Source organism: Streptomyces sp. NPDC006393 (assembly GCF_040628575.1).
GTDB lineage: Bacteria > Actinomycetota > Actinomycetes > Streptomycetales > Streptomycetaceae > Streptomyces.
Genome location: NZ_JBEXZD010000067.1, coordinates 23,233 through 43,185, shown reverse-complemented (window position 1 = coordinate 43,185; position 19,953 = coordinate 23,233). Strand labels below are relative to the sequence as shown.

The window sequence follows — 19,953 nt, the reverse complement described above, 5'->3', positions numbered from 1 at the left end:
CCGAGGGGTTCGCGGCTGGTGGCGAGGACGGTGAGGTGCGGGCAGCGGGCCAGCAGCTCCTCGACGAGGTGCGCGGCGGCGCCGACGACGTGCTCGCAGTTGTCGAGGAGGAGCAGCATGCGGCGCCGGGCGCAGTGCTCGACGAGCCGCTCCACCGGGTCGTCGTGCCGGTCGGCGACGGCGACGCGCATCTCCTCCGCGCCGGCGCCGTAGAGCACGGTCTCCCGGGCTCCGACGGCCGTGAGCACGGCCTCGGGCACCGCGTCCGGGTCGTCGACCGGGGCCAGCTCGGCCAGCCACACCCCGTCCCGCAGCACCGGGCGCACCGTCTCGGCGGCCTCCTGCGACAGCCGGGTCTTCCCGGCCCCACCGGGACCGAGCAGCGTGACCAGCCGGGCACCTGCGAGGTCCGCACGAATCGCCTCGATGTCCCTCTCCCGCCCCACGAAGGAGGTGAGCCGGGCCCGAAGGTTGCTGGGCGGCTGTACGGCCGGGTTCACGGGGGAGCTCACACCGGTGGAAGCCTCGTAAGAGGCGGCGGGTGCGGCGGCACCCGCGGGACCGGAGGGGGGCTCCGAAAGATCCGTGAGACCAGCGGCGCCGGCGGGCCCGGCGTGCCCGGCAGGCGCCCCGGAAGGAGACGCGACGGGTCCGGCCGAAGCGCCGGACCGCTCCCCGGCCCTTTCGCCGGGCCGCTCACCGCCCGGCAACCCGGGCCGCCGGCCACCCGGCTCCTCGCGCCACTCGTCACGCCGCCCCTCGCGCCACTCGTCACGCTGCCCCTCGCGCCGCTCGTCACGCTGCCCGCCGCGCCGCTCGTCACCGCGCTCGGCGCCCCGCTCGCCGTCCCGGTCAGGGCCCCGCTCGCGCTCGCCGGGCCGGCGGGGACCGCTCCCCGGCCGCCCGTCCCGGCCCGAGACGCCCACGCCCAAAACCGCCGAGCCCGGGGCCGCGGCCCCGTGCGCGCGTCGCGGATCCAGCAGCTCCTGGTGCAGCGCGCGCAGTTCCGGTCCGGGGTCGGAGCCGAGGCGGTCGGCCAGCAGTTGCCGTACGTCCTCGTAGGCGGCCAGGGCCTCGGCCGAACGGCCCGCCTCGCGCAGCGCGCGCAGCCGCAGGGCCTGGAGGGGCTCGTCCAGCGGATGCGTGTCGCACAGGGCGGTCAGCTCCGGCAGGACCTGCTCGGCCTGGCCGAGGGCGAGCCCGGCGGTGAGCCGGGCGCGGCGCGCGTCCAGGTGGCGGGCCTCCCAGCGGGCCGCCTCGGCGGTGCCGTCGGGCAGGTCGGCGAGGGCGGGGCCGCGCCACAGGGCGAGGGCGTCGTCGAGGACGCCGGCCGCCTTCGCGGGGTCGCCGTCGCCCAGCGCGCGCAGCCCCTCGCCCACCAGCCGCTCGAAACGGTGCAGGTCGACGTCGTCGGCCGTGGCGGTGAGCCGGTAGCCGCCCTCGGCGGAGGCGACCGCGTCCGCGCCGAGCGCCCGGCGCAGCCGCCCGACCAGCGCCTGGAGCGCGCCCGTGGCGTCGGCGGGCGGATCACCCGCCCACACCTCGTCGACCAGGACGCGGACCGGGACCGTACGGCCGGGTCGCAGGGCGAGCACGGTCAGCAGGGCACGCAGCCGCGCCCCGCCGACCGGGACGGCCGTGCCGTCCGGGCGGAGTGCCTGTGTGGTGCCGAGGATGCGATAGCGCACGGGGTCCATTGTCTCCAGGGACGTCAGGGCCGGTCACGGGGGTTGCGCGGCGCGGCGCCCGGTGGCTTCCGGAATCGGTGTCCCGGCACACGCGCCGCGCCCCGCCCCACACGCCCCCACCCACCACGAATCTCCCTGAAAGGGACCCGTCGAAGGAATCCGACAGCCGACACGAGACGTTCCTCCCTTGCGCCCGGTACGGTCGGGCTCGCCCGGACGGACCAGGACGACCACAGGAGTTTCCCGATGACCACCGTCACCACCCGCCACAGCGACCGGCGGATGAGTCCCGTGTTCGTCGGGATCCTCGCCGTCACCGCCGTCACGGGCTGGGCCACCTGGACCGGGTTCGCCGAGCAGCCGGGCGTCGCGGTGTTCCTGTTCGTGACGGCGGCCTGGATCGTCTCCCTGTGCCTGCACGAGTACGCGCACGCGCGCACCGCGCTGCACAGCGGGGACATCACGGTCGGCGCGAAGGGCTACCTCACGCTGAACCCGCTGAAGTACACGCACGCCCTGCTGAGCATCGTGCTCCCGGTGATCTTCGTGATCATGGGCGGGATCGGCCTGCCGGGCGGTGCGGTGTTCATCGAGCGGTCCCGGATCCGGGGCCGCTGGCGGCACAGCCTGATCTCGGCGGCGGGCCCGCTGACGAACGTGCTGTTCGCGGCGGTGTGCACGGCCCCGTTCTGGCTGCACGCGCTGGACGGCGTGCCCCGCGACTTCCGCTTCGCCCTGGCGTTCCTCGCGCTGCTCCAGGTCACGGCCGCGATCCTGAACTTCCTCCCGGTCCCGGGCCTGGACGGCTACGGAGTCATCGAGCCGTGGCTGTCGTACAAGGTCAAGCGCCAGGTGGAGCCCTTCGCGCCGTTCGGCCTGCTGATCGTGTTCGCGCTGCTGTGGGTGCCGTCGATCAACAACGTCTTCTTCGACGTGATCGACGCGATCCTGCGGGGCCTGGGGATCAGCGACTTCGACAGCTACTGCGGCCAGGAGGCGTACCGCTTCTGGCAGGGCACGAACGAGTTCTGCACGCTCAGCCCGTGACGGACCCGTCCCGGGCGGCCCGGCCCCGGCGCGCGTAGTACCAGGTCATGTTGGACGACAGTCCCGCCAGCAGGATCCACACGATCCCCAGCCAGCTGCCCTGGACGAAGGAGACGACCGCCGCGGCCACGGAGAGGACGCAGACGATCAGGGCGTAGAGGGCGAGGCGGGGCATGTCGGTCGGCTCCTGTCGGGGGACACTGCCGGGTCGTGCCGGGTGTCGTACTGGGTACTTCTTCGGCCACCAGTGTCCCCCATGAGGTCATACGTCGGTGACGCGGAGCCCGGCGTGCGCCTTGTACCGGCGGTTCACCGAGATCAGGTTCGCGACCAGGGACTCGACCTGGTGGGCGTTGCGCAGCCGGCCGGCGAAGATGCCGCGCATGCCGGGGACGCGCCCCGCGAGCGCCTGCACGATCTCCACGTCGGCGCGTTCCTCGCCGAGCACCATCACGTCGGTGTCGATCTGTTCGATCTCCGGGTCCAGCAGCAGAACCGCCGACAGGTGGTGGAAGGCCGCCGTCACCCGTGAGTCCGGCAGCAGGGCGGCGGCCTGCTCGGCGGCGCTGCCCTCCTCGGGCCTGAGGGCGTAGGCCCCCTTCTTGTCGAAGCCGAGCGGGTTGACGCAGTCCACGACGAGCTTGCCGGCCAGTTCCTCGCGCAGCGCCTCGAGGGTCTTGCCGTGCCCCTCCCAGGGCACGGCGACGATCACGAGGTCGCTGCGGCGGGCGGCCTCGGCGTTCTCGGCGCCCTCGACGCCGTGGCCGATCTCCTCCGCCGCGGCCCGCGCGCGCTCGGCGGCGCGGGAGCCGATGATCACCTTCTGGCCGGACCGGGCGAGGCGGTAGGCGAGGCCCTTGCCCTGCGGACCGGTCCCGCCGAGCACGCCGACGACCAGCCCGGAGACGTCGGGCAGGTCCCAGGGGTCCTTGGCGGGCGCCTTCTGTGCACTGTCGCTAGAGGTCATGGGCCGACTCTACGTCCGCGGCTCCTCCTTCACCCGTTCAGGTGCGCCATGTGCCGGGCCTGCGCCGGCGGCCGGTGCCACCGTCCCCGAGGCGGGCGAATTACGGCCGAACTCGCCCTCGCACCGGGCGGTTTGGGGCAGGATGCGCGCGTATGGATGCCGTAAGGGTCGCATGGCTGCGTGAAGTGCTCGCCGGAACCGAGTGGTTGGGTGCCACCCGGCGGTTCGCGGGCGTGCTGCGGGGGTCCGTCGTGTCGCACGGGGGCGGACTGCTGCTCGTGGGCACGCCGGAGTACGAGCCGTGGCACCTGGCCGCGCATCTGGTGGACGAGGCCGCCTGGTCGGGCACCCCGGAGCTGGCGCCGACCCTGGTACGGCACGACGCGCGCCCCTCGGATCCGGCGCACCTGGCCGTCGGGCTCGGCCGGCTGGAGGCGGCTCGGCGCGGCGAGACGCTGCTGGTCGTGGCCCCCGAGGAGACCGGGCCCGCCCCGCTGCTGGGGCGGGTGCACGAGGCGCGGCGGGCCGGGGCGACGGTGCTGGCCCTGGGGCCGGACGGGGGCGAGCTGGCGGCGATGGCGCACGAGACGCTGGCGGTGCCGGACGGCGCCGAGCTGGACCTGGACACCGTGCAGCACCTGGTCAGCGCGGCGGCCGGGGAGAACGCGCTGCCGTCCGGACGGGGCCGCGGACGGTTCCGCGACCGCCTGTCCCGACTGACGGAACTGCTGACGGCTCCACCTCCTCCACGCTGGTAGCACACGCCCCCACGCCCCGGCAGCACACGCCCCCACGCCCCGGTGGCGCACGCCCCCCACACCGGCAGCGCACGCCTTCGCGCCGGCAGCGCACGGAAAACCAGTTGCCCGCGCCGTTCGCCCGCCGGAGCATCTCGCCACGTGACCGACGCCGCCGTACCCACCGAACCCGCGGAAACCACGGAAAACCCAGGAACCGCGGAAAGCCCAGAACCCGAGACCGCGGAAACCGCGAAGCCCGCGCGGACCCCCGTCACCGCCACCCCACCCTCCGGTCTGCGGGCCCTGCTCCCCGACCTCGCCCCCTGGCGGGCCTCCCGGGACTTCCGGCGGCTGTGGGTGTCGGGCCTGATCTCGAACTTCGGCAGCTTCCTCACCTTCGTCGCGCTGCCGGTGCAGATGAAGGAGCTGACCGGCTCGGCCGCGGCGGTGGGTGCGATCGGGGCCGTGGAGCTGGTGCCGCTGATCGTGTTCGGACTGTACGGCGGGGCACTGGCCGACGCGCTGGACAAGCGGCGGCTGATCGTGTGGAGCGAGGCCGGTCAGGGCGTGCTGAGCGCCGTCCTGCTGGTGAACGCGATGCTGCCGCACCCGACAGTGTGGCCGCTGTACGTGGTGGCGGCCCTGTCCTCCGCGCTGGGCGCCGTGCAGCGTCCGGCGCTGGACTCCCTGTGGCCGCGGATCGTGGCGCACGAGCATCTGCCGGCGGCGACGGCGCTGAACTCGCTGCGCTGGACGGCCGGGGGCGTGGCGGGTCCGGCCGTGGCGGGCGTGATCGTGGCGTACGCGGGGCTGGCCCCGGCCTACGCGGCCGATGCGGCGACGTTCCTGGTCTCCGTCGCGCTCGTGGTCCGCATCGCCGCCCAGCCCGCCTCCCACGAGGCCGCCAAGCCGTCCCTGCGGGCGATCGCGGAGGGCGCCCGGTACGCCTGGGGCCGCAAGGAGCTGCTCGGGACGTACGTCGTCGACCTGGCGGCGATGTTCCTGGCGATGCCGCTGGCCGTGCTGCCGTTCCTCGCGGACGAGCTGGACGCCCGCTGGGCGCTGGGCCTGATGTACGCGACCGTGCCGCTGGGCTCGCTGCTGGTGAGCGTGACCAGCGGCTGGACGTCCCGGGTGCACCGGCACGGGCGGATGGTGGTGCTGGCGGCGCTGCTGTGGGGTCTGGCGGTGGCCGCCGCGGGTGTGGTGGGCGATGTGTGGCTGGTGCTGCTGTTCCTGACCGTGGCCGGGGGCTGCGACATGGTCAGCGGGATCTTCCGCGGGGCCATGTGGAACCAGACCATCCCCGACGCGTTGCGCGGCCGGCTCGCCGGGATCGAGCTGCTGTCCTACTCGGTGGGCCCGCAGCTGGGCCAGGTCCGCTCGGGCGGCGTGGCCGCGTGGTGGGGTGTGCGGGCGTCGGTGTGGTCGGGCGGGCTGCTGTGCGCGGGCGCGGTGGGGCTGCTGGCCGTGTGCCTGCCGGGGCTGATGAGGTACGACGCCCGGACGAACGAGCACGCGGTGCGGCTGCGCGAGGAACGCGCAGCCGCGGTCCGGGCCCGCGCGTGACCGGCCCGGCCGATCAGCCCTCTTCGCTCTCGCCGGCGGCCGTGTCGTGCCACCGGGGGTCGTTCTCCCACTGGAGGTTGCGCTCGCGGGCGGTCTCCATCGCATGCTGGGCCTCCTGCCGGGAGGCGTACGGGCCGAACCGGTCCTTGGCGGGACACTCGGGTCCCTCCTCGACCTTCTGGTGCTCCAGGCAGTAGAACCACTCGCCCGGCTTTCCGACGGTGCGCTTCTTGAACAGGGGCATGACCAGCTCCTCTCGCCACGGACATGTTCCCCCATCGCCGCTGGATAGACTCGCTGTCATGTCTGGCCAGTCGCTGCTCGTCCCCGGGGAGCTCTCCCCCACCCGTTCCGTACCCGGAAACATCCGCCGCCCCGAGTACGTCGGCAAGCCCGCGCCGAAGCCGTACACCGGGCCGGAGGTGCAGACGCCGGAGACCATCGAGGCGATGCGGGTCGCCGGGCGGATCGCCGCCCAGGCGATGGAGGAGGCGGCCCGGCACATCGCGCCGGGCGTGACCACGGACGAGCTGGACCGCGTGGCGCACGAGTACATGTGCGACCACGGCGCCTATCCCTCGACGCTCGGCTACCGGGGCTTCCCGAAGTCGCTGTGCACCTCGGTCAACGAGGTGATCTGCCACGGCATCCCGGACTCGACGGTCCTGCGGGACGGCGACATCGTCAACCTGGACGTCACGGCGTACATCGGCGGGGTGCACGGCGACAACAACGCCACGTATCTGGTCGGTGACGTCGACGAGGAGAGCCGCCTGCTCGTGGAACGCACCCGCGAGTCCCTGAACCGCGCGATCAAGGCGGTCAAGCCGGGCCGCCAGATCAACGTCATCGGCCGGGTCATCGAGTCCTACGCCAAGCGCTTCGGCTACGGCGTGGTCCGCGACTTCACCGGTCACGGCATCAACTCGTCCTTCCACTCCGGCCTGATCATCCCCCACTACGACAGCCCGCACGCCACCACCCTCATGCGCCCCGGCATGACCTTCACCATCGAACCGATGCTGACCCTCGGCACCCACGAGTACGACGTCTGGGACGACGGCTGGACGGTGGTCACCAAGGACCACAAACGCACCGCCCAGTTCGAACACACCCTGGTGGTCACGGAAACGGGCGCGGAGATCCTGACGCTGCCGTAACCCCACGCTTGCTGCGGGCCGCCCGGGAGAGTACGTGACCGGCACCCGGGAGGCTGGAATCAGGCGCCCGTCCAGTGTCCGCGTTGCACATCAGAAAGTGATGATGTGATGATTCCGGGCATGGTTGATCACGGGGGAGGCCGGACGGAGACGACGAGCATTACTCGACCGACGTCGGCACGGCACTGCTAGTGCTCCCCGAAGCAACGCCACCTCCACCACCTGCGGACTCGCGCTCCTCCTCGGACTCGGCCGACGACGAGAGCACCGGCAGGCGCCGTGAGTTCGCCGCACTGCTGGGCGAGTTCCGTCGTACGGCTGTGCTCGTGCCGCTCGGTGAGGACGAGGCTCCTCTGGTCGGGGAGTACGGCGGCGTCCGCTGGATCTACGCCTTCTCCGATGAGGCGGCGCTCTCCCGGTTCGCTGTCGCGAAGGCTGACGGCGCGCGGGAGCGGACGTATCGGACGGTGCTGGGCGCGCGGCTGCTGGACGCCGCCGTGCCGGCGGCCGGTGTGCCGTGCGGGGTCGCGCTGGACGTGGGGAGCGGCGGTGACGGGGTGCTGTTCCCGCCGGTGGCGGGGATCGTGCCCGATGGAGCGGCGGTGGACGTGGAAGACGGGGAGCGGCCGCGGTGAGTGGTCACGGGGACGGGGAGGACCTCAAGGCCGAGGGCCTGGACCTCATCACGCAGGGCATCGACCTGACCCTGCAGGAGCTCAAAGAGGTCGGCATCGACTACGTGGCCGGCACGGGGCGTGGTTTCGAGCATGTGGGTCTGTCTGGCATGCAACTGGGTCACGAGGAGTTGGCCTCGGCGCTGAAGTCGTTCTGCGAGCGCTGGGAGTGGGGAGTGCGCGCCCTGGTCGTGGAGGGCAACGACTTCGCACAGGGCGTGGGGCTTTCGGCGGGCACGTACTACGAGACCGATCAGTACGTGGAGGGCGCGTTCAAGATCGGCGCAAACGCGGTGATGGGCAATCCGTACGCGTCCGAGGACGACGTGTCGAAGATGAGCTGGGGACAGCTGGGGGACAACAACGCGCTCGCTCACGCCGACTACAGCCAGGCGTCCTTCGAGCGTGCCTGGGACAACAGCGCACAGGGCTGGAAGGACGCCACCCGGGACGTTCTGACATCGCAGGCCTTCTCCGGCGCGGTTCCCAGTCCGATCAACCTCAGGGACAACACCGGACTGAGCGAGGAAGAGTACAAAGCGTTTCTGGAAGCCGGTGGTCTGGGCCCTTCCGCCGGTGAACAGGCAGAGACCGGCCGGCCGGGCGGCCAGCAGGGCGGCGGTGCCGGCTGATGGGCTTCGGAGATCTCGTCAACTCCGGTCTGGTCAAGCTCGAGGACGGCTGGAACGCCGGCAAGAAGCTCGTCGGTGAGGGCATCGACGAGGGCACGGATCTCATCGGGGACGGCCTGGACTACGTCGGAGCCCACGACTGGGCCGACAAGGTCGAGGACTTCGGCGACAACCTCGCCTCCGACCTCGGCGCCACCCCCGGCGAGCAGCAACTCGGCCAGACCGACCAGGCCGACGAGCTCATCCACGGCAGCGAGAGCGCGATCAGGGCCAGCGCCGGACATCTGAGGGACTTCCACACCTCCTTCGACAAGGTCGGCCGGGGCATGCGCAACCTGGACTCCTCCCACTGGAAGGGCCAGGCCGCCGACACCTTCCGCGACAAGTTCGCGATGCACCCCGCCAAGTGGCTGCACGCGGCGGACGCCTGTGACAAGGCGGCCAAGGCCCTGGACGCGTACGCGGGCACGGTCACCTGGGCGCAGGGCCAGGCCAAGGAGGCCATACGGCTCTACGAGAAGGGCACCGACGCCTCCGAGAAGGCGGTGGCGGCGTACAACAAGCGCGTCGACGCCTATAATGCGGCCATCAAGCAGAGCCGGGATCCGGGACCGCGCCCGGAACCCTTCAAGGATCCCGGTACCGCCGACATCAAGCGGGCCCGCGAGATCCTCGCCGAGGCCCGCCGCCAGCGCAACGACGCGGGGCACAAAGCGGCTTCGTCCGTGCGCGCCGCCCTCGCGCACGCCCCCGCCGAACCGTCGCCGCTGGACCGGCTGAAGATGGACTCGGTGGACGGCCTGGGCGTACTCAGCGCCGAAGCGACCCACGTCGTCGGCGGAGTCGTCAAGGGCGGTGCGGGACTGGTCAACTTCGTGCGCGGCCTGAACCCGATCGACCCGTACAACCTCACGCACCCGGCCCAGTACTTCCAGAACGTCAGCATGACCCTGTCGGGTCTGGTGTCCACGGCCTCCCACCCCGACCGCGCGATCGCGTCGGCGTGGGACGGCTTCAAGAAGGACCCCGCCGAGGGCATCGGGCGTCTACTCCCCGAACTGATCGGCACCAAGGGGTTGGGGATGGCCGGAGGCGGCCTGCGGGCGGCGGCCAAGGAAGGTGTGGAGACGGCGGCGGAATCGGCAGCCAAGCGGGCTGCCCGCGAGACCGTGGAGCGGGATGCGGGCAAGGTCAGCCGCACCGAGGACTCCCGGGTCAGCAAAGGCACCGACCCCGTCGACCTGGCCACCGGCAAGATGTACCTGCCGCAGACGGACGTCACGCTGCCCGGCGCCCTGCCGCTGCTGCTGAACCGACGGGTGGAGTCGGGCTACCGGTTGGGCCGCTGGTTCGGCCCGTCCTGGTCCTCGACGCTCGACCAGCGCCTGGAGGTCGACGCGGAGGGCGTCGTCTTCGTCACCGAGGACGGCCTGCTGCTCTCCTACCCACACCCGGCACCGGGCCTGCCGACGCTCCCCAGCCACGGCCCGCGCCTGCCCCTGGACCGCGTGGACGGCGGCTACACGGTCAGCGACCCGCACACCGGCCGCGTCCGGCACTTCACCGACCGGGGCGAAAACCTCGCGGTACTGGAACAGATCGACGACCGCAACGGCAACTGGATCACCTTCGAGTACGACGCCGAGGGCACCCCGCTGGGTGTCTTCACGAGCGGCGGTCAGGGCGTCCGCATCACCACGGAGTCCGGACGCGTCACGGCGTACCACCTGACCGCGACCGGCCAGGAGCTGAAACGCTTCGCCTACACGGACGGCAATCTCACGGAGGTCATCAACTCCTCGGGCCTGCCACTCCGCTTCACCTACGACGACCGGGGCCGCATCTCGTCCTGGACGGACACGAACGACCGCGGCTACACCTACGAGTACGACGACCGGGACCGCTGCGTCGCCGAGGGCGGCTCGGCGGGCCACATGAGCCTGCGCATCACCTACGACGGAACCGACCCCGAGACCGGCCTGCGCGTCACCACCACCACGACCGCCGAGGGCCACACCCGCCGGTTCCTCGTCAACGACCGCTGGCAGGTGGCCGCCGAGACCGACCCGCTCGGCGCGGTCACCCGCCACCGGCGCGACCGCTACAACCGCCTGCTGTCCACGACGGACCCGCTCGGCCACACGACGACGTTCGAGTACGACGACGCGGGCGAACTCCGACGAGTTGTCCGCCCGGACGGCCGGGAGGCGAGGGCGGAGTACAACGCCCTGGGCCTGCCGGTGAAGGTGGCGAACCCGGACGGCACAGTGATCCGCCAGACCTACGACGACCGAGGCAACCGCACATCGCTGACGGACCCGGCGGGCCGGACCACCACCTTCACCTACACCGAGGCCGGCCACCTGACGTCGGTGACCGATCCGCTGGGCAACACGACGAGGGTGGTCTGCGACCGCGCGGGACTCCCGGTTGAGACAACGGACCCACTGGGCGCGACGACGCGCTACGAACGGGACCCGTTCGGCCGCCCCACCACGATCACGGGCCCCACAGGCACCACGACTCGCCTGGAATGGTCGATCGAAGGCCACCTGACCCGCCGCACGGCCCCCGACGGCACGACGGAAACATGGACGTACGACGGCGAGGGCAACTGCACAAGCCACACCGACCCCATCGGCGGCGTCTCGCGCTTCGAGTACACCCACTTCGACCTGCTGGCCGCCCGCACCGGCCCGGACGGCGTCCGCTACGAGTTCGAGCACGACAGCGAACTGCGCCTGACGAAGGTCAGGAACCCGCAGGGCCTGACGTGGACGTACGAGTACGACCCGGCCGGCCGCCTGGTGACGGAGACGGACTTCGACGACCGGACGCTGACGTACACGCACGACCCGTCAGGCCGCCTCGCGTCCCGCAGGAATGCTCTCGGCCAGACGGTGACGTTCGACCGCAACGAGTTGGGCCAGGTGGTCCGCAAGAACGCGGCGGGCCGGGTCACGGCATACGCATACGACCTCACCGACCAACTGGCACAGGCCACCGGACCGGACGGCACCACCCTCACCATCCTCAGAGACCGCCACGGCCGTGTACGGACGGAAACCGTCAACGGACGCGAACTGGCATACGCCTACGACCAGCTGGGCCGCCGCACGAGCCGTACAACACCGACCGGGGCAACGACCACCTGGTCCTACGACGCGGCCGGCCGCCGCACCGGGATGACGGCCTCGGGCCGGTCGATCGACTTCACCTACGACCCGGTGGGCCGGGAACTGACCCGCCACATCGGCGAAGCCGTCACCCTCCAGCACACCTTCGACGCACTGGGCCGCCTGACCACCCAATCGGTGACGGCCAGAGCGAACCGCACCGTCCAACACCGAACGTACACGTACCGGGCCGACGGCAACCTGACCGGCATCGAAGACCAACTGTCGGGCTCCCGCCGCTTCGACCTGGACGCGGCAGGCAGGGTGACGGCGGTCCACGCCGCGAACTGGACCGAGCGATACGCCTACGACGAGGCCGGAAACCAGACACAGGCCAGCTGGCCGACGGACCACCCGGGGCAGGAGGCGACGGGCGAGCGCACGTACACCGGCACTCGCATCACCCGCGCGGGCAGTGTCCGCTATGAACACGACACGCTCGGCCGCATCACCCTGCGCCAGAAAACACGTCTGTCCCGCAAACCGGACACTTGGCGCTACGAATGGGACGCGGAGGACCGCCTGACGTCGGTCGCCACCCCGGACGGCACCCGCTGGCGCTACACCTACGACCCCCTGGGCCGCCGCACGGCCAAACTCCGCCTGGCGGAAGACGGCGAAACGGTCGTCGAACGGGTGGACTTCACCTGGGACGGCACAACCCTGTGCGAACAGACCACGACGTCCCCCGACCTCCCCCACCCGGTCACCCTCACCTGGGACCACCAAGGCCTGCGCCCCCTGAGTCAAACGGAACGCATCACCGCGGCCGACGCCCCGCAGGAGGAGATCGACTCCCGCTTCTTCGCGATCGTCACCGACCTCGTCGGCACACCGACCGAACTCCTGAACGAGCAGGGCGACGTCGCCTGGCACACCCGCTCAACCCTGTGGGGAACAACGGCGTGGGCGGCCAACAGCACGACCTACACGCCTCTACGCTTCCCGGGTCAGTACTACGACCCCGAAACCGGCCTTCACTACAACTACTTCCGCTATTACAGCCCTGAAACCGGCCGATACATAGTTCCCGATCCTTTGGGCCTCACCCCGGCTCCCAATGCCACGGGATACGTGATCAATCCTCATACTTGGATGGATCCTCTTGGCCTGTCGCCTTGCCCTGGAAGGACGCGTGCAGCACCGGACTTTGTAGCCTCATCCGGAGATGGGGTTGTCGACGTACGAGGGATGGGTCGGCCCGACAACCAGTTTGTGCTGAGCGGCCACGGGGGAATACGTATGGGCGACGGTACCCCCGTAACTATCCCGGACGGCACGAGCGTCCACATGTACAGCCGCCACGGACAGCCTATATCCGATGCCCTGGGGAATGAGATCGAAACTGGCACCCCTCCCGCTCTCGAGGTTTACGGGCCAGGCGAGCAACTCCCCAACTACTCACTTTTCCCGGGTGATGATCTGAATATCCTGGGGACTCCCCGGAACGTGACCGTCACCACCGAAACTCCATTGTCTGAGCTGCTGAGACCCAACATGGGGCCAGTACACTGGGCGGCGTGCAGATCCATATTCTAGGGACAGGAAAAGCCTAGCGTGACTTACTATACGGACCTCTCTCCTTATGAGTACTTCCCGGAATCAATTCCCAGCGGAGTAACGGCCCGCAATGTCGGTTGGCTCGACACCGGGCACGACTACACACGGGGCCCTGCCCCGGATCCCTTCCTCGAAGGCTTGCGCGAATTGGTGCGCAATAGTCGCCAAATGCGGACGCGTGGATGGCACAGGTGCCTACTTCCTCACGACAATAAAGAAATAGAGTACCCACTCTCTGTAGAAATCGCCGACGCAAAGGTTTCGCTGGGGGGAGCCGAAATTCGCGTCGTTGCAGAGTCGGGCGACTGGCTGATCGCACCGGATCTCGTATATCACTACGTCACAGAGCATTCATACAGGCCACCAGAAGTATTCATCGAAGCGGTGACGGCCCGGCGAGCGGCTTCCATTACTCAATGATTCCGCCTCCGGTCGGACTATGATCCCGCAGCGCCTGGACCTCCCGGATCGGGCGCCGGTTGGAGTAATGCTGTCGCCACGAGAACGGGCGACCTGGGTTCTGGAGGCAGGCCGTCACCAACTTCATCCGCGCAAACTCCGATGTTTCGACCCCAGTCACCGAGGACGACATCAACCGAGTCATCCCAAGTCCGAAGTCGAAGCCTGTATCGAAGGCGTGCGCCAGCTCATCGGGCAGACCACCCGGTACGAGGTCGGGATGCGCGTCGACGGCGTACTCAACGAGAACGGGTACGCCTCCTCCGTCGACGCCTGAGATCTCGGCCGGGCCTCCGGGATGGCCTGCCCTCACTCGCCTGCGGACACCTTGCCCCCCGTCACGCGCATCCGCATTCCGCACGTGGTGATCAGCGAGCTACGCCGCGACAAGTTCGCACCACACGTACTTCCCCTGATCCCCGAAGCGGGCCGACGGGCGCCAGCCCCAGTAGTCCGCGCAGGCCGTCAGCAAGCCGAGGCCCCTTCCCTCCTCCGCCTCACCGACCTGCTCCAGCGGTCGTGGCGGGTCCGGCGGTGCGGGGTCGGTGTCCCACGCTCCGATCCACACCACCCCCTGCGGGGTGCGGCGGACCCTGAGTGCGGCCGGCCCCTTCGTGTGGCGTACGGCGTTCGAGACCAGCTCCGTCGCCAGCAGTTCCGCCGTGTCCACCAGGCCGATCAGTCCGTGCATCGTCAGGATCAGGCGCAGGGTGCGGCGGCAGACCGTGACCGCTCTTAGGTCGTTGGGGATGTAGAGGCTGTAGTCCCAGGACTCGCTCAGTTCGTTTTCGGGCATGCGTCGTCAACTCCGGTCGGTGAGTGGGATTTGGCGCGTGGTGGCCTTGCCGCAGCCGTCATGGCGCGACGGAACGGTGCACTTCCGCTGCGTGTGCGTTGCATCACCGACGGTAGAGCAAAAATTTTTCCTCCCGCAAGCGAGTCCCGTAATCTAACGCCCGAACGAAGCACGACCGCATGGTGGTTGATGGTGGAGGAGCGATGGCGCCGAGAAGCCAACCCACGGCGCGACAGGTGCGCCTCGGCATCGAGCTACGCAGGCTGCGGGAGGCCTCCGGCCTGAAGGCTCGTGAGGTGGCGGGGTTGATCAGCTCGACCTCGGCACAGATGAGTCAGGTCGAAGCGGGCTTCGCGGGCGTCAGCGAGGAACGCGTACGGCGACTGGCGGCGCACTACGCCTGCGCCGACGAGGCACTCATCGATGCCCTGGTCGCAATGGCCACCGAGCGCGCGCAGGGGTGGTGGGAGGAGTATCGGGGAGTGCTGCCGCCGGTGTTCCTGGACGTCGCCGAGACAGAGCACCACGGCACGTTCCTGCGCGAGGTTGTCACCAGCCACGTCCCCGGACTGCTCCAGACCCCCGACTACGCCCGTGCCGTCTTCGGCTACATGGTCCCGGAGCTTCCCGAGAGCGAGCTGCAGCCCCGAGTCGAGCACCGGATGAGGCGCAGATCCGTCCTGGAGCGAGAGGCACCCGTCCCGTACGAGACGATCGTGCATGAGGCTGCTCTGCGCTTCCTGGCCTCCGATCGCCATGCCGCCCGCGCTCAACTTCGTGAAATTCTGAGGGCGATCGAACACGAACGAGCCACCGTGCGGGTCATCCCCTTCACGAGAGAGGGCTTCGCCGGCGCCGGGATCGAGATGATGTACGTGGGTGGCACGGTGCCCCGGCTGGACACGGTGCTGCGCGACGCTCCGCACGGCACGGCCTTCATCGACGCCGAATCCCAACTGGCGCGCTTCCGGGCCCTGCTCAATAAGGTGGGGAAAGCAGCACTGCAGCCCGTCGAGTCACGGGACTTCATCCACCGCATGACGAAGGAACTGTGAGGCGCCCCTCATGAACCAGGTCGTCCGCTGGCGCAAGTCGTCTTACTCCGGGGGTGGCGATGGCAACACATGCGTCGAAATCGCCGACCTCGACATCCACATAGGCGTCCGGGACTCCAAGGCCCCGGACCGAGCGACCCTCACCTTCACGGCCGCAGCCTTCCTCCCCTTCGTCCACTCGTTGAAGGAGACCCGCCACTAGCCACCTTCTGCCGGCCACACCGATCTCGTCCCAGCGGAACGCTCGCCCCCTCAGCGTTCCTGGCCCTCGAGGACCACCCGTCCCCCCACCTCCACCCAGCCGCCCGGCTGGGGGGCCGTCAGGATCTGGGAGCCTGTGCCCTGGGTGATGTTCAGGGCTCGGCCCAGTTGGGCGGTGAGCAACAGCGCCGCGGCGCCTGTCGCCTCGTCCTCCTCGATGCCGTCGTCGCGGCCCGGGAAGGCGCGGGCGCGGATGCGGCCGGCGGGTTCGTCCTCCCAGGACCAGGCGTAGATCCACTCCCCTGGTGGGGGGAGTTCGAGGTCGTCGACCTCCGAGGGGGTGGCGTACTGGCGCAGGGTGCGCGGTGGGGCCCACTCCGGGCGGGCCTCGATCCAGGTGAACTCGCCGTCCAGGCGGGTGCCGACGGGGCCGGCGGGGGTGACCAGTTCGGGGACGTCCAGGAGCCAGGCCGTGCCGACGCAGGGGTGGCCGGCGAACGGCAGGCGCAGGGTGGGGGTGTAGATGTCGATGACGCCGCGCTCCGGGTCGTCGACGAACACCGTCTCGCTGAAGCCCAGTTTCGCCGCGAGCGCCTGGCGGTCGTCCCGGTCGGGGAGCAGGGAGCCGTCGCGGACCACGCCCAGCTCGTTGCCGTAGCCGCCGCGGGGTCCGCAGAAGACGCGCAGCACGTCGTAGTCAGTCACCCGGGCATTGAAGCATCGCGCGGGCGGCGAGTGCCTGCCAGGCCTCGGGGCCGCCGGGCAGTGGCCAGGTGGACGTGTCGGCCTCCTCGTAGGGGAGACCTGCCACGACGTCGGCGAAGCCCCGCTCCAGGGTGGCTCGTTGGTGTTCGATGCCCGCGCGCGGCGGGCGGGCCGCGAGGCGTGCCGTGTGCTCCTCGTGCGCCGCGGTCAACTGTGCGGCCTGGCGACGCCAGTCCGCCTCGTCCGGCAGGCGGGCCAGTACCACGCAGGGCGGGGTGCCGCCCTCCGCGAGCGCGGCCATCGCCCGGTCGTGGCCGTCGAGGAGCAGCCAGCCGTCGAGGAAGGACACCCACCACAGCAGGACGGGCGCGATCGTGCCCTCGCGGACGTGCTTGCGGTAGGCCTTCACCCGGGGCGCGTCCGGTGGTGACATGCAGCGCAGCGGGAGGACTCCGTGCCAGCCGCCGCCGCAGAGGAGTTCGAGGCGGGCGGTGGGCCAGTCCCGTACCAGGTCCTCCGTCCAGATGCCGGGGGCGAACGCGGTCCGGGCGGTGAGTTGCCAGCGGCCCTCGTGCAGCGGGCCGTGCTCCGTCTCCTCCAGCTCTCGCGCGTACCGGTGCGGCCAGTCGGTGGCGGAGCGCATGGTGGCGGCCCGCGGGGGCGGGAGGGGCGAGCGGTAGTCGTCGGTGCGGCGCAGGTGCAGGTCCCGGCAGCAGCCGTCGCCGACCGTGCGGCCCACCAGCACCGGCCGCTCGCCCTGCCGCAGCAGCATCCGGCCGCCGTCGGTCACTTCGAAGCGCAGGGGCGGCGGGCCCGTGCGCGCGCCGACGTCCAGTACGAGTCCGGCAGCGGGTCCGCATTCCCTGAGTGCTCTGCCCATGCCCACAGTCTCCGGGCGGGTGTCCCGGTGCGACAGCGGATTTCCCGTACGGACCCGCGCGCACCCGCGGGCCGGGCAGGTGAGGTGAATCACGGACCCCGGGGGTATGCCCGAGGTAAGCCTGCGCTAAGTTAGGTGAGCCTCACCAACTGTTCTCGTCTGGAGCCTGCATGCGAGCCGTCCGACTCCCCGTCGTCACCGCCGCCGTCACCGCGGCCGCTCTGACCGCCCTGACGGCCTGCACCGCCAAGAGCGACGCCAAGGACGGCGACGCGATCCAGGTGACCGCCGCCGACTCCACCTGCGAGACCTCGGTCAAGAGTGTTCCGGCCGGTCAGGTCACGCTGAAGATAGAGAACAAGGGGTCCAAGGCGACCGAGGTGGAGATCCTGTTCCCGGACGACCGGATCGTCTCGGAGAAGGAGAACATCGGTCCCGGCACCAAGTACACGCTGACCGCCGAGGTGAAGGCGGGCTCGTACGAGATCGCCTGCCGGCCGGGGATGAAGGGGCACGGCGTACGGCAGAAGCTCACCGTCACCGGCTCCGGCGCGGTCGCGAAGCGGGACCCGCGGCTGGACGAGGCCGTCGCCGCCTACCGCCAGTACGCCCAGGACCAGGCCGACGAGACCCTGCCCCGGGTCGAGACGTTCGTGAAGGCCGTCAAGGACGGGGACGTCGCCGCCGCCAAGAAGGCCTACGCGCCCTCCCGGCTCGGCTGGGAGCGCACCGAGCCGGTCGCCGAGTCCTTCGGTGACATCGACCCCAAGGTCGACGTCCGCGAGGACGGCCTGGAGCAGGGCCAGAAGTGGACCGGCTGGCACCGGCTGGAGATGGCCCTGTGGAAGAACGGGAAGATCGGCGCCGAGGAGAAGACCCTCGCCGACCAGCTGGTCACCGACCTGAAGGACTGGCAGAAGCGGGTCGGCACCGCCGAGATCACCCCGACCTCCATGGCCAACGGCGCCAAGGAACTCCTCGACGAGGTCGCCACCGGCAAGGTCACCGGTGAGGAGGAGCGCTACTCCCACACCGACCTCGTCGACTTCAAGGCCAACGTCGAGGGCGCGCAGAAGGCCTACGGGCTGCTCAAGCCCGTCGCCGCGAAGAACGACCCGGCCCTCACCAAGGAGCTGGACAAGCAGTTCACCGCGCTCGACGCACTGCTCGACAAGTACCGCACGGACAAGTCGTCGTACGACTTCACCTCCTACGACAAGGTCGGCGAGGACCAGCGCAAGGAGCTCTCGGACGCGGTGAACGCGCTCGCCGAGCCGCTGTCCAAGCTCGCCGCCGCCGTCGTCAAGTAGGGAGCAGGAGGGCGAGACCGATGACCGAGACCCAGGCACAGAGCCAGAGCCGGAGCGAGGGCGAGGGCGACAGCGCTTCGGAGCAGGGGCGCAGGCCCTCCCGCCGGGCCCTCATCGGCTGGGGCGGGGCCGGCCTGGCGTTCGGCGCCGTCGCCGCCGGCGGCGCGGTGGCCATGGCCACCGGCGGGGACGGCACGGAGGCGTCCGGCGCGGACGCCGGTGGCGCGGTGGAGTTCCACGGCGCCCACCAGGCGGGCATCGCCACGCCCGTGCAGGACCGGCTGCACTTCGCCGCGTTCGACGTGAAGACCGACGACCGCGCCGAGTTCGTGCAGATGCTGAAGGACTGGACGGCCGCCGCACGCCGGATGACCGCCGGGAAGACGGTCGGCGAGGGCGCGTACGGCGGGCTCGCCGAGGCGCCGCCCGACGACACCGGCGAGGCCCTCGGCCTCAAGCCGTCCCGGCTGACCCTCACCATCGGCTTCGGCCCGTCCCTCTTCGAGAAGTTCGGGCTGACGGACAAGCGGCCCGCCGCCCTGGTCGACCTGCCCAAGTTCCCCGGCGACAACCTCGACCGCACCCGCACCGGCGGCGACCTGTGCATCCAGGCCTGCGCGGACGACCCGCAGGTCGCCGTGCACGCGATCCGCAACCTGGCCCGCATCGGCTTCGGCAAGGTCGCCATCCGCTGGTCCCAGCTCGGCTTCGGCAAGACCTCCTCCACGACCCCCGGCTCCCAGACCCCGCGCAACCTCTTCGGGTTCAAGGACGGCACCCGCAACATCGCGGGCACCGAGACCGACCGGCTGAAGAAGTTCGTGTGGGTCGGCGACGGGGACACCGGCGCGAAGGACGCCTGGATGAGCGGGGGTTCGTACCTGGTCGCCCGGCGCATCCGGATGAACGTCGAGACCTGGGACCGTACCTCGCTCCAGGAGCAGGAGGACGTCTTCGGCCGGGACAAGGGCGAGGGCGCTCCCGTCGGCAAGGCGAAGGAGCACGACGAGCCGTTCCTGAAGGCGATGAAGCCCGACGCCCACGTACGGCTCGCGCACCCCGACTCCAACGGCGGGATCACCATCCTGCGCCGGGGCTACTCCTTCACCGACGGCACGGACGGCCTGGGCCGGCTGGACGCGGGCCTGTTCTTCCTTGCCTACCAGCGTGACGTGCGCAAGGGCTTCATCCCGCTCCAGCGCAAGCTGTCGGCGCACGACGCGCTCAACGAGTACATCCAGCACGTGGGTTCGGCGGTCTTCGCGATTCCGCCGGGCGTTCGCGACGCGAACGACTGGTGGGGGCGCACCCTGCTGTCCGAGGAGGCGTGAGGC

General features: G+C 70.7%; 19 protein-coding genes. 12 read left to right on the top strand and 7 right to left on the bottom strand.

Annotation, left to right across the window (positions count from 1 at the left end; all coding sequences use genetic code 11):
• The coding region (locus ABZ484_RS24985) for a BTAD domain-containing putative transcriptional regulator (RefSeq protein ID WP_358868147.1) at positions 1 to 1,697 on the bottom strand (1,697 nt) is incomplete at its 3' end.
• A gap of 237 nt (positions 1,698 to 1,934) precedes the next feature.
• Here ABZ484_RS24985 and ABZ484_RS24980 point away from each other — a divergent pair.
• Complete coding sequence (locus ABZ484_RS24980) at positions 1,935 to 2,735, top strand: site-2 protease family protein (protein ID WP_358868146.1); 801 nt, start codon at positions 1,935 to 1,937, stop codon at positions 2,733 to 2,735.
• Here ABZ484_RS24980 and ABZ484_RS24975 read toward each other — a convergent pair.
• Both ABZ484_RS24975 and npdG read right to left on the bottom strand, forming a co-directional pair.
• Entirely contained in the window at positions 2,725 to 2,910 is a 186-nt protein-coding gene (locus tag ABZ484_RS24975) for a hypothetical protein (protein WP_306189268.1), read from the bottom strand. The two genes, ABZ484_RS24980 and ABZ484_RS24975, sit on opposite strands and share 11 nt — an antisense overlap.
• An 87-nt stretch (positions 2,911 to 2,997) precedes the next feature.
• The gene (gene npdG, locus ABZ484_RS24970) at positions 2,998 to 3,702 is read right to left on the bottom strand and encodes an NADPH-dependent F420 reductase (RefSeq protein ID WP_358868145.1); all 705 of its coding nucleotides are present in this window, start codon (positions 3,700 to 3,702) and stop codon (positions 2,998 to 3,000) included.
• A gap of 152 nt (positions 3,703 to 3,854) precedes the next feature.
• Here npdG and ABZ484_RS24965 point away from each other — a divergent pair, with 152 nt between their 5' ends.
• Positions 3,855 to 4,460 carry a hypothetical protein gene (locus ABZ484_RS24965; RefSeq protein WP_358868144.1) on the top strand — a complete coding sequence of 202 codons (606 nt, stop codon included), beginning with the start codon at positions 3,855 to 3,857 and terminating at the stop codon, positions 4,458 to 4,460.
• Positions 4,461 to 4,736: 276 nt separating this feature from the next.
• On the top strand, positions 4,737 to 6,011 hold the full coding sequence (locus ABZ484_RS24960; protein ID WP_358868153.1) for an MFS transporter: 1,275 nt from the start codon (positions 4,737 to 4,739) through the stop codon (positions 6,009 to 6,011).
• Between the two features lie 13 nt (positions 6,012 to 6,024).
• Here ABZ484_RS24960 and ABZ484_RS24955 read toward each other — a convergent pair whose 3' ends face one another.
• Positions 6,025 to 6,255 (bottom strand): hypothetical protein, encoded by a 231-nt coding sequence (locus ABZ484_RS24955; protein ID WP_030169456.1) that lies wholly within the window; start codon positions 6,253 to 6,255, stop codon positions 6,025 to 6,027.
• A 58-nt stretch (positions 6,256 to 6,313) separates the two neighbouring features.
• Between ABZ484_RS24955 and map the strand changes: the two genes are divergently transcribed.
• From map to ABZ484_RS24930, 5 genes are all read left to right on the top strand, one after another.
• On the top strand, positions 6,314 to 7,171 hold the full coding sequence (gene map / locus ABZ484_RS24950; protein ID WP_358868143.1) for a type I methionyl aminopeptidase: 858 nt from the start codon (positions 6,314 to 6,316) through the stop codon (positions 7,169 to 7,171).
• A 191-nt stretch (positions 7,172 to 7,362) separates the two neighbouring features.
• On the top strand, positions 7,363 to 7,806 hold the full coding sequence (locus ABZ484_RS24945; protein ID WP_358868142.1) for a hypothetical protein: 444 nt from the start codon (positions 7,363 to 7,365) through the stop codon (positions 7,804 to 7,806).
• Positions 7,803 to 8,477, top strand: coding sequence for a hypothetical protein (locus ABZ484_RS24940; protein WP_358868141.1), 675 nt, complete (start codon positions 7,803 to 7,805; stop codon positions 8,475 to 8,477). The genes ABZ484_RS24945 and ABZ484_RS24940 overlap by 4 nt, the downstream gene beginning before the upstream one ends.
• A complete protein-coding gene (locus tag ABZ484_RS24935; RefSeq protein WP_358868140.1) occupies positions 8,477 to 13,192 on the top strand; it encodes a putative T7SS-secreted protein in 4,716 nt (1,571 codons plus the stop codon). The genes ABZ484_RS24940 and ABZ484_RS24935 overlap by 1 nt, the downstream gene beginning before the upstream one ends.
• Positions 13,193 to 13,210: 18 nt before the next feature.
• A complete protein-coding gene (locus ABZ484_RS24930) occupies positions 13,211 to 13,633 on the top strand; it encodes a hypothetical protein (RefSeq protein WP_358868139.1) in 423 nt (140 codons plus the stop codon).
• Between the two features lie 415 nt (positions 13,634 to 14,048).
• On the opposite strand, the gene ABZ484_RS24925 is transcribed toward ABZ484_RS24930, so the two are convergent.
• Positions 14,049 to 14,468, bottom strand: a complete 420-nt coding sequence (locus ABZ484_RS24925) for an ATP-binding protein (protein WP_358868138.1) — start codon at positions 14,466 to 14,468, stop codon at positions 14,049 to 14,051.
• A 203-nt stretch (positions 14,469 to 14,671) separates the two neighbouring features.
• Between ABZ484_RS24925 and ABZ484_RS24920 the strand changes: the two genes are divergently transcribed.
• On the top strand, positions 14,672 to 15,523 hold the full coding sequence (locus ABZ484_RS24920) for a helix-turn-helix transcriptional regulator (protein ID WP_358868152.1): 852 nt from the start codon (positions 14,672 to 14,674) through the stop codon (positions 15,521 to 15,523).
• A 10-nt stretch (positions 15,524 to 15,533) separates the two neighbouring features.
• Positions 15,534 to 15,725, top strand: a complete 192-nt coding sequence (locus tag ABZ484_RS24915; protein WP_358868137.1) for a DUF397 domain-containing protein — start codon at positions 15,534 to 15,536, stop codon at positions 15,723 to 15,725.
• A 50-nt stretch (positions 15,726 to 15,775) separates the two neighbouring features.
• Here the strand turns inward: ABZ484_RS24915 and ABZ484_RS24910 are convergent, their stop codons facing one another.
• Complete coding sequence (locus tag ABZ484_RS24910; protein WP_358868136.1) at positions 15,776 to 16,429, bottom strand: PhzF family phenazine biosynthesis protein; 654 nt, start codon at positions 16,427 to 16,429, stop codon at positions 15,776 to 15,778.
• Positions 16,422 to 17,309 (bottom strand): hypothetical protein, encoded by an 888-nt coding sequence (locus ABZ484_RS24905; RefSeq protein WP_358868135.1) that lies wholly within the window; start codon positions 17,307 to 17,309, stop codon positions 16,422 to 16,424. Before ABZ484_RS24905 ends, ABZ484_RS24910 begins: the two co-directional genes overlap by 8 nt.
• Before the next feature lie 170 nt (positions 17,310 to 17,479).
• On the opposite strand from ABZ484_RS24905, the gene efeO reads away from it, so the two are divergent.
• Both efeO and efeB read left to right on the top strand, forming a co-directional pair.
• A complete protein-coding gene (gene efeO, locus ABZ484_RS24900; protein ID WP_358868134.1) occupies positions 17,480 to 18,619 on the top strand; it encodes an iron uptake system protein EfeO in 1,140 nt (379 codons plus the stop codon).
• A 20-nt stretch (positions 18,620 to 18,639) separates the two neighbouring features.
• Positions 18,640 to 19,950 (top strand): iron uptake transporter deferrochelatase/peroxidase subunit, encoded by a 1,311-nt coding sequence (gene efeB / locus ABZ484_RS24895; protein WP_358868133.1) that lies wholly within the window; start codon positions 18,640 to 18,642, stop codon positions 19,948 to 19,950.
• Positions 19,951 to 19,953: the final 3 nt, after the last annotated feature.

What these genes read in the sequence shown, in the direction of transcription:
- ABZ484_RS24925 (WP_358868138.1), bottom strand. Translation starts at nt 14,468, where the DNA reads ATGCCCGAAAACGAACTGAGCGAGTCCTGGGACTACAGCCTCTACATC.
- npdG (WP_358868145.1), bottom strand. Translation starts at nt 3,702, where the DNA reads ATGACCTCTAGCGACAGTGCACAGAAGGCGCCCGCCAAGGACCCCTGG.
- ABZ484_RS24975 (WP_306189268.1), bottom strand. Translation starts at nt 2,910, where the DNA reads ATGCCCCGCCTCGCCCTCTACGCCCTGATCGTCTGCGTCCTCTCCGTG.
- efeB (WP_358868133.1), top strand. Translation starts at nt 18,640, where the DNA reads ATGACCGAGACCCAGGCACAGAGCCAGAGCCGGAGCGAGGGCGAGGGC.
- map (WP_358868143.1), top strand. Translation starts at nt 6,314, where the DNA reads ATGTCTGGCCAGTCGCTGCTCGTCCCCGGGGAGCTCTCCCCCACCCGT.
- ABZ484_RS24965 (WP_358868144.1), top strand. Translation starts at nt 3,855, where the DNA reads ATGGATGCCGTAAGGGTCGCATGGCTGCGTGAAGTGCTCGCCGGAACC.
- ABZ484_RS24905 (WP_358868135.1), bottom strand. Translation starts at nt 17,309, where the DNA reads ATGGGCAGAGCACTCAGGGAATGCGGACCCGCTGCCGGACTCGTACTG.
- ABZ484_RS24920 (WP_358868152.1), top strand. Translation starts at nt 14,672, where the DNA reads ATGGCGCCGAGAAGCCAACCCACGGCGCGACAGGTGCGCCTCGGCATC.
- ABZ484_RS24935 (WP_358868140.1), top strand. Translation starts at nt 8,477, where the DNA reads ATGGGCTTCGGAGATCTCGTCAACTCCGGTCTGGTCAAGCTCGAGGAC.
- ABZ484_RS24915 (WP_358868137.1), top strand. Translation starts at nt 15,534, where the DNA reads ATGAACCAGGTCGTCCGCTGGCGCAAGTCGTCTTACTCCGGGGGTGGC.
- ABZ484_RS24980 (WP_358868146.1), top strand. Translation starts at nt 1,935, where the DNA reads ATGACCACCGTCACCACCCGCCACAGCGACCGGCGGATGAGTCCCGTG.
- ABZ484_RS24955 (WP_030169456.1), bottom strand. Translation starts at nt 6,255, where the DNA reads ATGCCCCTGTTCAAGAAGCGCACCGTCGGAAAGCCGGGCGAGTGGTTC.
- efeO (WP_358868134.1), top strand. Translation starts at nt 17,480, where the DNA reads ATGCGAGCCGTCCGACTCCCCGTCGTCACCGCCGCCGTCACCGCGGCC.